The sequence below is a fragment of the Micrococcus sp. LASM2_SD2 genome (genome assembly GCF_057364565.1).
The window spans coordinates 1-10,185 of the sequence record NZ_JBNFOB010000062.1; the positions used below are offsets into that span (position 1 = coordinate 1).

Below are 10,185 nucleotides of genomic sequence, written 5' to 3' on the forward strand. Positions count from 1 at the left end.
TACGTGAAGATGGTGCACAACGGCATCGAGTACGCGGACATGCAGGTCATCGGCGAGGCCTACGACCTGCTCCGCCAGGTCGCCGGCATGGAGCCGGAGGAGCAGGCCCACGACCAGCACGACGTGGTTCCCGCCCTGTCCCTGGGGGCACCGGCGCCCAAGCCGATCTCCGCGGAGGACGTCGACCCCGGACAGGGTGCGCCGGACGACTCCGTCGCCGAGGCCGGGGCGGACGGCACCGGGCGCGGGACCTTCACCACCGTGCGGATCATCCTCGGTGTGGTCCTGCTGCTGCTCGTCATCGCGCTCGTCCTGCTGTTCCTGCTCTGACCAGGCGGCCGGGGGGCATGACGTCCCCGACCGCACCCATGCCGCCGCACCGACCGCTCCGAAGGAGTCCCATGACCGTTCCCGAGATCACCCGTTCCGCACTCCTCGTCGCGGCCCGAGCCGCAGAGGAGAAGTCGGCCGAGGACATCGTCGCCTTCGACGTGGCCGAGCGCCTGGGCCTGACAGACGCCTTCCTCGTCGCCTCGGGTGCCTCCGAGCGGCAGGTGAACGCGATCGTCGACGGCGTGGAGGAAGAGCTCCTCACGCAGGCACAGCTTAAGCCGATCCGCCGCGAAGGCCGCTCCGACGGGCACTGGGTGCTCCTGGACTACGGCCACTTCGTGGTGCACGTCCAGCATGCCGAGGACCGCGAGTTCTATGCGCTCGACCGGCTCTGGAAGGACTCGCCGGCCATCGACCTGGGGCTGGAGGGTCACGGATCCCCGGCCTCGGCCTCCGCGCCGGAGCCCGAGTTCCCCGCAGAGCCCCGCGACCTCTGAGGCGGGTGCCGGTGCGTCTGATCCTGCTCCGTCACGGCGAGACCGACTGGAACGCGGAGGACCGCTACCAGGGCCGCACGGACGTCGACCTGAACGCGACGGGGGAGCGTCAGGCACGTGCCGCGGTGGCCCGCTTCCTCGCGGACGCCCTCGAGTCCGCCGACGGGCTCGTCTGCGTGGCGTCCCCGTTGAAGCGGGCCCGACGCACCGCTCAGATCGCCCTCGAGTCCGCGGTCGGCGACGCGGACCTGGCGCTGGACCCCGAGCTCATGGAGCTGCACGGCGGGGACTGGGAGGGGCTCAGGCTGACCGAGATCGCACAACAGTGGCCCCAGGAGTACACGACCTGGCGCACCGTCCCGGACCTGGATGCCGGGCCGGTGGCCGGTGAGACCCTGCGGGCCGGTGGCCGGCGGGTGCTGACCGCGCTCGGGCTGCACGTCCCGTCGCGCTGGGCCGAGGCGGCCGCGGACACTGTGGAGACCCCCACCCTGCTCGCCGTCGCCCACGGGGCCGTCCTGCGCTCGGCCGTGGGCCAGCTGCTCGGGGCCGAGGGAGAGGAGTTCGCGGCGCTGGAGCGGATCGGCAATGCCCGGGCCGTGGTCTTCGAGGGGGAGTGCGCCGTCGGCGCGCGTGCGGAGGACCGCATCCTCGAGGGCCGCTGGGAGCTGCGCGGCTACAACGTCTGAACAGCCTGCGGCGTCGATTTGGCGAGCTCGACGCCACCGGTGTACGGTAGACGAGTTGCCAGCGCGGCGAACGGAGCGGAAACGCTTCGCGAATCTGCTGAAAACACCCTCATGGGGGTATGGCGCAGTTGGTAGCGCGTCTGCATGGCATGCAGAAGGTCAGGGGTTCGAATCCCCTTACCTCCACCAGAGTGAAGGGCCCGGATCGGACGATCCGGGCCCTTCGTCGTCTCCCGTGCCGTTCGTGCGCCCGCCGGAGGCTCGCTAGGCTGAGGCCATGGACGAGCCCACACCCACCGCCCCGCGTTCCGACGCCGAGGTCCCCGCCTTCCTGGAGGCCCTGGGACTGCCGGGGCTCGTGGATCTCCACGTGCACTTCATGCCCGAGTCCGTCCAACGCAAGGTCTGGGCGTACTTCGATGCCCTGGCGGAGCGCGGACGCCCCGCCTGGCCCGTGCACTACCGCTTCGACGAGGAACGGCGCGTCCAGATCCTGCGGGAGATCGGGGTCACCGCCTACGGCACGCTCAACTACGCGCACCGCCCGGCCATGGCCGCCTGGCTCAACGAGTACTCGCGAGACTTCGCCGTCGTCCACCCGGATGCGATCCACTCGGCGACCTTCTACCCGGAGCCGGAGGCGGACGCCTATGTGGCCGAGGCCCTCGACTTAGGTGCCCGCCTGTTCAAGGTCCACGTGCAGGTGGGTGCGTTCTCGCCCCTGGACGAGCTCCTCGACCCCGTGTGGCGGCGCATCGCCGGGGCAGGGAGACCGGTGGTCATCCACTGCGGCTCCGGCCCGCACCCGGGGGAGTTCACCGGTCCGGAGCGCATCGCCCGGCTGGTGGAGCGGCACCCGGACCTGGTCCTGGTCATCGCGCACGCGGGCCTGCCGGAGTACCGCGAGTTCGCAGACCTCGCACGCACCCGACCGAACGTCTACCTGGACACCACCATGGTCGGCACGGACTACATGCAGTCGATCGCCCCCACCCCGCCGGACTTCACCACGCTGATGGGCGAGCTGGCCGGGAAGGTCGTGCTGGGCACCGACTTCCCGACGATCCCCTACGGCTACCACCACCAGCTGCAGGCGCTGCACGGCTGGGGCCTCGGCGCGGACTGGCTGCGGGAGGTCCTCTGGCATACCCCGGCACGGCTGGTGGGCCTGGCGGGACGGATCGACCGCGGCGTCTGAGCCGGTCTGCCCCCGGCGCCGATTTGCGTCGGCGAGCGCGTGGTGGTTATAGTTCTCTAGTCGTCCGGACGGAATGTCGCCCGGAAGACACCTCATCCTGGGGGTATGGCGCAGTTGGTAGCGCGTCTGCATGGCATGCAGAAGGTCAGGGGTTCGAATCCCCTTACCTCCACCAGAGTGAAGGGCCCGGATCATCTGATCCGGGCCCTTTCTCGTCCCGCGCCGCCTGTCGACCTGGCCCGCACCCTCTCCGCCCAGGCGGCCCACCCGACCACACTCCGGACCGGACCGCTCAGACGCAGGCGAGGCGCCGTCGTCGGGTCCTACGCTGGGCACCACCTGCACCGAGGGGAGCTAACCATGCACCTGCGCCACGCCCGTCCGGAGGACGCCGCCGCGATCGCCGCGATCTACAACCACGCCGTGGAGCACACCACGGCCATCTGGAACGAGGCCACTGTGGACGTAGAGAACCGCGTCGTGTGGATCGCGGACCGCCAGGACGCCGGGTTCCCCGTCCGCGTGACCGTGGACGCACCGGAAGGCAGGGACGGCAAGGTCCTCGGCTACGCCACGTACGGCCCGTGGCGCCCTCACGACGGCTACCGGCACACCGTGGAGCACTCCGTCTACGTCCGGCAGGACCGGCAGGGCGAGGGCCTCGGCGTCCTCCTCATGGAGGACCTCATGGCGCTGGCACGGGCCGCCGGCGTACACGTCATGGTCGCGGGTGTGGAGGCCGGAAACACCGGCTCCGTGCGCCTGCACGAGCGGCTGGGTTTCGCCGCGACCGGGCGGCTGCCGCAGGTCGGCTGCAAGTTCGGCCGGTGGCTGGACCTCGTCTTCCTCCAGAAGGTCCTGGACTCCCGTCCGCTGCCCGACGACGGCCCCGTCGCCTCCGCCTGACGGCTCAGCCCGCGACGGCCTCCTGCAGGATCGCCCACAGCCGCTCGATGTGCTCGCGCTCGGTGCCCAAGGCCCCGACGGACAGACGCACCATCCACCGGCCCTCGAGCGTCGCCAGGGACACGGCCGCCGCCCCGGATGCGTTGACGGCCTGGGCCCAGGCGCGGGTGTGGGCATCGATCTCCTCGGCGTCCGCAGGGTCCTGCGGGTCCAGCCCGGCAGGCACGTGGCGGACGCAGACGGTCTGCAGCGGCGTCGGGGCCACGCGCTCCCAGCCGGCGGCGGCGTCGACCTGCGCGGCCAGCCAGGCGGCGTTGTCCAGGTCCCGGCGCAGGCGGGCCCGCAGGCCCTCGGCGCCCTCCATGCGGAGCAGGAACCAGAGCTTCAGGGCGCGGAAGCGGCGGCCGAGCGGCACGCCCCAGTCTCGGAGGTTCACCACGTCCTCGTCATGGGCGGACTGCAGGTAGGACGGGTGGGTGGCCATGACCTTCTCCAGGAACACGGGGTCCTTGACGAAGAACAGGGAACAGTCGAAGGCCACGCCGAGCCACTTGTGGGCGTTGACCACCACGGAGTCGGCGAGCTCGACGCCCTCCCACATCCAGCGGCATTCGGGAAGGATCATGGCCGAGCCGGCCATGGCGGCGTCCACATGGAACCAGAGGCCCTCGTCCCGGGCGACCCGGCCGATCTCGGCCAGCGGGTCCAGGGCGGTGGTGGCCGTGGTGCCGCACGTGGCCACGACGGCGGCCGGGGTGAACCCGGCGGCACGGTCCTCGGCGACCATGACCCGCAGGGCGTCAGGGTCCATGGCGTAGTCCGCGCGCACCGGCACCTCGCGGATGTGGTCACGCCCGAACCCGGCGAGGAGCATCGCCTTGGGCACGGAGGAGTGGGCGTGGGCGGTGCAGTAGACGGTCATGCGGTCCCGGCCCTGGTCCGTGCCGCCGGCGTGCATGGACAGCCCGCCGGCCCGTTCGCGGGCCTCGATCATGGCCGTCAGCGCACACCCGGATGCGGAGTCCTGCACCACGCCGCGCCAGGTCTCGGACAGGCCGAGCAGACGGCGCATCCAGTCCGTAGTGCGGATCTCCACCTCGGACAGGGCGGGGGAGGACTCCCAGGACAGCCCGAGCACGCCCAGGCCGGTGGAGGCGATGTCGCCGAGCACGGAGGAGAGCTCTGCGTTGGCGGGGAAGAAGTGGAAGAACTCCGGGTGCTGCCACAGGGACAGGCCCGGCAGGACGACCCGGTCCAGGTCGGCCAGGACCTCGGCAGGGTCCTCGGCGGTCTCCGGCGCGGTCTCCGGCAGCCGCGCGGACACCTCTCCCGGCCGCAGCGGGGACATCACCGGGCGCTCGGCGAGGTCCCGCCGATAGTCGGCGATCCAGTCGATCAGGGCGTGACCGTGGATGCGGAACTCCTCAGGTGTCATGCCGCCATTGTGCTCGCCTCCCGACGACGGCCCCCGCCTCGGGCGGGGATGTCCGGTCTCCGGACTACGGCTCCGGCTCGTCCGTCTTCGGCATCGGCACCGTCTTCGTCCTGGGCATGGGCGTCCTCCTGCTCGGCGTGGTGCTGATGCTGTGGATCCGCGTGCGTCACCCGGCCTACTTCCGCGGCGAGACCCTGCCGGTCACCGACTCCACCCGTCCCGTCCCGATCGTCCGGCCCGACGGGGATGGCCCCGCCGCCTGACGGCAGGACACAATGGCTTCCAACCGAGGAGAGGAAATACATCCCATGACCACCCACTCCGGATACCGCGTCCACAACCCGGCCACCGACGAGGTCGTCGAGACCTTCGACTCCCTGCAGGACTCCGAGATCGACGGCGTGCTCGACGCCGCCGTGACCGGCCAGCGCGAGTGGGCCGCCAAGACCATCGAGGAGCGCGGCGAGATCGTGCAGAAGGTGGCGGACCTGTTCGCCGAGCGCAAGGACGAGCTGGCCGCGATCATCGCCGAGGAGATGGGCAAGCGTATCGCCGAGGGCGTCGAGGAGGCCGAGTTCTGCGCGGAGATCTTCGGCTACTTCGTGAAGAACGGCCCCGAGCTGTCCCAGGACCGCCCGATCGAGTCCTTCGCCGGCGGCCGCGCCATGGTCCGCAGCCTGCCGATCGGCGTGCTGCTGGGCATCATGCCGTGGAACTTCCCCTACTACCAGATCGCCCGCTTCGCGGCCCCGAACCTCATGCTCGGCAACGCGATCGTGCTCAAGCACGCGGAGATCTGCCCCCGCTCGGCCCTGGCCGTCCAGAAGATCATGGACGATGCGGGCGTGCCGAAGGGCGTGTACACCAACGTCTTCGCCACCCATGACCAGATCGCCGAGTTCATCGCGGACCCGCGCGTCCAGGGCGTGTCCCTGACCGGCTCCGAGCGCGCCGGTGCGGTGGTGGGAGCCCTGGCCGGCCAGCACCTGAAGAAGGCCGTGCTCGAGCTCGGCGGCTCGGACCCGTACATCATCCTGGACTCGGAGGACGTGGCCGAGGCCGCGGCGACCGCCTGGGGCACCCGCATGTACAACCAGGGCCAGGCCTGCAACTCCAACAAGCGCATGATCGTGGCCGAGGACATCTACGACGAGTTCGTGGCCGAGCTCGTCAGGCTTGCCTCGGCTATGACGCCGGGCGAGCCGTCCTCGGAGGACGACACGGTGTATCTTCCCCTGTCCTCGCGGGGTGCCGCGGAGGGCCTCGCCGAGCAGGTCGCCCGGGCCAAGGCCCAGGGTGCCACCGTGCACGTCGGCGGTGAGCTCACCGACGGCCCCGGCGCGAGGTTCTCCCCGGCCGTCGTCACCGACGTCACGAAGGACATGGACGCCTACCGGGAGGAGCTGTTCGGCCCGGTGGCCGTGGTCTACAAGGTGTCCTCCCCGGAGGAGGCCCTCGAGCTGGCCAACGACACCCCGTTCGGCCTCGGCGGCGCCGTGTTCTCCCAGGACGAGGCGCTGGCCGAGTCGATCGCCTCGCGGCTCGAGGTCGGCATGGCCAACGTCAACACCCCGGCCGGCGAGGGCGCCGAGATCCCGTTCGGCGGCGTGAAGCGCTCGGGCTTCGGCCGCGAGCTGGGCCCGCTCGGCATGGACGAGTTCGTCAACAAGCAGATGTACTACGTGCAGCCCTGAGTCCGGGACACCGGGGCCTGATGGCCCCCGTCTCGACGTCGGCCGCCCCCGCCTTCTCCATGGAAAGGCGCGGCGACGTCGTGCGGCACCCCCGGTGAGCAGGCCACCATGGCAGGTGCCCGGAGCCGCTCAGCCGGTGCCGGGCCGCCCTGCTGCGCCGCAGCCGTCTCCGCGACGCCCGCTGACGCGTCGCGGAGCTCGAGCCAGTCGCCGCACGGGGGATTCGTCCCCGGTGCGGCGGCTGTGCGCCGTCTCCGGCCGGGGGGACGGGCGGGGGACAGGTGGGCCGGGGTGCGGCAGACTGGCCGGATGACTACGTTGCTCTGGCTCCGGGACGACCTGCGCACCCACGACCACGAGGCGCTCACCGCGGCCGTGGCGGACGGGGGAGACGTCGTCGCCCTGTGGATGTGTGAGGAGCCCGCGGAGGCCGACGACGGCGGCCGTCTCGGTCCGCGACCCCTCGGCGCCGCGGTGCGCTGGTGGTACCACCGCAGCCTGGAGGACCTCACCGTCCGCCTGGACGCGCTCGGCGTCCCCCTGGTGTTCGCGGCCGGGGACGCCCGGCGGATCATCCCGGCGCTCGTCGACCGGCTGGGGCGCGGACACGGTCCGCTGGTCCCCGCCGCTACGCCCCCGCGCTCCCGGGCCCTCGACGCCGAGGTCAAGTCCGTGCTGGGGGCGGCCGGGGTCCAGGCGCACAGCCACGCCGGCGCGCTGCTCACCGAGCCGTGGACCGTCACCACCGGCGCCGGCGGGAACTACCGCGTCTTCACGCCCTTCCACCGTGCGGCCGCGCAGATCCCGGTGGGCACCCCGCTGCCCGTGCCGGAGCCCGTGGGCGGCCCGTCGGACCGCCTCCGCGAGACGCTCGCTGGTCTCCACGACGACGGCTCCCTCGCCTCGCTGACGGATCTCGCCCTCCTGGACACCTCGCCGCCGTGGTGGGCGGACACGGTGGCCGAGCACTGGACGCCGGGGGAGTCGGCGGCCCTGGAGGACCTGGACGCGATCGAGGTGGGCGTCGGCGGCTACGCGGAGTCCCGGGACGTGCCCGGGGACCGGGAGTCGACCTCACGGCTGTCCCCGCGTCTGCGGTCAGGCGAGGTCTCGCCCCGGCAGGTCCTCGCCGCGGCCGAGACTGCGACGTGGTGGACGAGGACCGTGCGGCCTTCATCCGGCAGCTCTACTGGCGCGACTTCGCCTGGTCCCTGACCTACCACCACCCGGACCTGGACCGGACGCCCCTGCGCCCCGAGTTCCGGCTGTTCCCCTTCACCCCGGACGAGGACGCCCGCCGTGCCTGGGAGCAGGGCAGCACCGGCATCCGCCTCGTGGACGCCGGCATGCGTCAGCTCTGGGAGACCGGCTGGATGCACAACCGCGTGCGGATGGCCGCGGCCTCGCTGCTGGTGAAGAACCTCCTGCAGCGCTGGCAGGACGGCGAGGCCTGGTTCTGGGACACGCTGGTGGACGCGGACGAGGCGAACAACCCGGTCTCCTGGCAGTGGGTGGCCGGCTGCGGTGCCGACGCCTCTCCGTACTTCCGGATCTTCAACCCGGATACCCAGGCCGAGAAGTTCGACCCCGAGGGGACCTTCGTGACCCGGTGGGTGCCGGAGGCGGACGCGCCGCTCTCCGGATACCCGGAGCCGATCGTGGACCTCAAGGAAACGCGGGCCGAGGCGCTCGCCGCCCTCGCGGAGATGAAGGAGCGTGCCGCGGCACAGGGGCTGCGCTGACCCGTTCCGCACGGACCGGCCAGGCCCGCACTAGGGTGAGTCCATGTCCACGGATCTGCTCTCCCGCGCCGAGGCCGTCGGCGTCGCCTGGCCGCTGACCACAGAGCGGCTGGTCCTGCGCCCCTTCACGGCCGAGGACGCCGAGGCAGTGTGGAGCTGGTGGGGCCTGCCCAAGACCACGGACTGGACGGGCAGCCGCTACGACTCCGCCGCCGAGCTCGCCGACGCCTGGCTCGGAGGCCGGGCCCACCTCGTGGTGCTGGCCGAGGGGATCCCGGTCGGGGACGTGTGCGTGACCCTGCAGGACGCCTGGGCGCAGCAGGGTGCGGACAGGTCGCTCTCGACCGATGCGCAGGCCGAGCTCGGGTGGAACCTCCACCCGGACCGGCAGGGCCGCGGCTACGCCACCGAGGCTGTGCGTGCGGTGATGGGCCTGTGCTTCGGCCTGCTGGGCATCCGCCGGATCGAGGCGGGCGCCTTCGCGGACAACGCGCCGTCCGTGGCGCTGATGGAGCGGCTCGGGATGCGCCGGGAGAAGTACTGCGTGAAGGAGTCCCTGCACCGCACCCGCGGCTGGCTGGACGGCGTGGGCTACGCGATCCTGGCCGAGGAGTTCACCGGCTGAGGCGGGGGCGGAGGGTGCCGCCGCCCTCAGGCGGCGGACCGCTCAGGCGCGCTTGAACGGCGGGCGCACCGCTCCCTCGTAGGTGTTCCCGGTGTCGTAGGACTCCAGCGTGACGATCTCCACGGTCTTGCCCGTCTCGGGGGAGTGCAGGATCTTGCCGTCGCCGACGTACACGGCCACGTGGCGGATGCTCTCCGGCCGGGCCTTGAAGTGGAAGAACAGCAGGTCTCCGGGCTGCAGGTCCTCGAGCTCCACGGCCGGGAAGCCGGACTCGCGCATCTGTGGGCCGGAGTCGCGGGGCAGCTCCACGCCGTGGTGGCGGAAGATGCTGTAGGTGAAGCCGGAGCAGTCGAATCCGTAGGAGGTCACGCCGGCCCACAGGTACGGCAGCCCGAGGAAGCGCTTGCCGGTGGCGATGACCTCGTCCGCGGTGGGCTGCGGGAGCGTCTCGCCGCGGCGCAGGATCTTCACGGCGTCGGCGGAGAGCCAGCCGTCCTCGGCGTCGGGGAGGGCCACGCGCACGGCGCCGTCCTTCTCATCGAGCAACGGCAGGCGGGTCTCGAAGGACACGGCGAGCAGGTCCTCGCCGCCGGACAGCTGGGTGCGGACCACGGCGCGGTCGGCGCTGACGATAGCGGTGTCCGCGTGCTCGGCCACGTGGGAGAAGCGCTCGTCGTGCACGAGCTGCACGGCGGGGACCCAGCCGACCATGCCGCGGGGGTCGTCCCCCGGGTCCGGCTGGTCCAGGAAGGCGACCTTCGCCCAGTCGCCGTGGACCTCGTCCACCTCCACCGGGGAGCCCACGGCGGCCTGGGAGTCGATCTTGCCCAGCAGCCACTTGCGGCCCGCGGCGTCGCCCATCCGGGCGTTCCATCCGGCCAGGTCGACGGGGCGGCCGAGGGAGGGCTCGTCCACGCCCTCGCGGGGGGCGTTCGGATCGATCCACATCGTGGCCGCGGTGACGGCGACGACGGCCCGGTCGCCCTCCTCGATCGCCCGCGCCGGGGCGGAACGTCGGGGCCTCGGACGTCGCGGGGTTCGCGCTGGAGGGGGACGCCGTCGGCGC

General features: G+C 72.1%; 10 protein-coding genes, 2 tRNA genes and 2 pseudogenes. 12 read left to right on the forward strand and 2 right to left on the reverse strand.

The annotated features are described in order from the left end of the window. The 7 genes and pseudogenes from AC2W7A_RS05180 to AC2W7A_RS05210 all read left to right on the forward strand — a co-directional run. A pseudogene (locus AC2W7A_RS05180) lies at positions 1–111 on the forward strand (hypothetical protein); the annotation flags it as partial. Between the two features lie 290 nt (positions 112–401). Beyond that, positions 402–830, forward strand: a complete 429-nt coding sequence (rsfS, locus tag AC2W7A_RS05185; protein ID WP_485990415.1) for a ribosome silencing factor — start codon at positions 402–404, stop codon at positions 828–830. Positions 831–841: 11 nt separating this feature from the next. Next, entirely contained in the window at positions 842–1,519 is a 678-nt protein-coding gene (locus tag AC2W7A_RS05190) for a histidine phosphatase family protein (protein ID WP_485990416.1), read from the forward strand. Positions 1,520–1,632: 113 nt separating this feature from the next. After that, positions 1,633–1,708, forward strand: a tRNA-Ala gene (locus AC2W7A_RS05195). An 88-nt stretch (positions 1,709–1,796) separates the two neighbouring features. Then, positions 1,797–2,717: an amidohydrolase family protein gene (locus tag AC2W7A_RS05200; RefSeq protein WP_485990417.1), complete on the forward strand. Its 921-nt coding sequence runs from the start codon at positions 1,797–1,799 to the stop codon at positions 2,715–2,717. A gap of 99 nt (positions 2,718–2,816) precedes the next feature. Beyond that, positions 2,817–2,892 (forward strand) — tRNA-Ala (locus AC2W7A_RS05205). A 185-nt stretch (positions 2,893–3,077) separates the two neighbouring features. Further along, entirely contained in the window at positions 3,078–3,623 is a 546-nt protein-coding gene (locus AC2W7A_RS05210) for a GNAT family N-acetyltransferase (RefSeq protein WP_485990418.1), read from the forward strand. 4 nt (positions 3,624–3,627) lie between these two features. Here the strand turns inward: AC2W7A_RS05210 and AC2W7A_RS05215 are convergent, their stop codons facing one another. Then, positions 3,628–5,058 carry a pyridoxal phosphate-dependent decarboxylase family protein gene (locus tag AC2W7A_RS05215; RefSeq protein ID WP_485990419.1) on the reverse strand — a complete coding sequence of 477 codons (1,431 nt, stop codon included), beginning with the start codon at positions 5,056–5,058 and terminating at the stop codon, positions 3,628–3,630. Between the two features lie 47 nt (positions 5,059–5,105). Here AC2W7A_RS05215 and AC2W7A_RS05220 point away from each other — a divergent pair. From AC2W7A_RS05220 to AC2W7A_RS05240, 5 genes and pseudogenes are all read left to right on the forward strand, one after another. After that, positions 5,106–5,321: pseudogene (locus AC2W7A_RS05220) on the forward strand (amino acid transporter); the annotation flags it as partial. Between the two features lie 45 nt (positions 5,322–5,366). After that, a complete protein-coding gene (locus AC2W7A_RS05225) occupies positions 5,367–6,752 on the forward strand; it encodes an NAD-dependent succinate-semialdehyde dehydrogenase (RefSeq protein WP_485990420.1) in 1,386 nt (461 codons plus the stop codon). A gap of 309 nt (positions 6,753–7,061) precedes the next feature. Beyond that, entirely contained in the window at positions 7,062–7,967 is a 906-nt protein-coding gene (locus AC2W7A_RS05230) for a deoxyribodipyrimidine photo-lyase (RefSeq protein WP_485990421.1), read from the forward strand. After that, positions 7,904–8,494, forward strand: coding sequence for an FAD-binding domain-containing protein (locus tag AC2W7A_RS05235; protein WP_485990422.1), 591 nt, complete (start codon positions 7,904–7,906; stop codon positions 8,492–8,494). Before AC2W7A_RS05230 ends, AC2W7A_RS05235 begins: the two co-directional genes overlap by 64 nt. A gap of 43 nt (positions 8,495–8,537) precedes the next feature. Next, positions 8,538–9,119: a GNAT family N-acetyltransferase gene (locus tag AC2W7A_RS05240; protein WP_485990423.1), complete on the forward strand. Its 582-nt coding sequence runs from the start codon at positions 8,538–8,540 to the stop codon at positions 9,117–9,119. Between the two features lie 42 nt (positions 9,120–9,161). On the opposite strand, the gene AC2W7A_RS05245 is transcribed toward AC2W7A_RS05240, so the two are convergent. Continuing rightward, positions 9,162–10,185: C40 family peptidase (locus AC2W7A_RS05245; RefSeq protein WP_485990424.1), on the reverse strand; the 1,024-nt coding region annotated here is incomplete at its 5' end.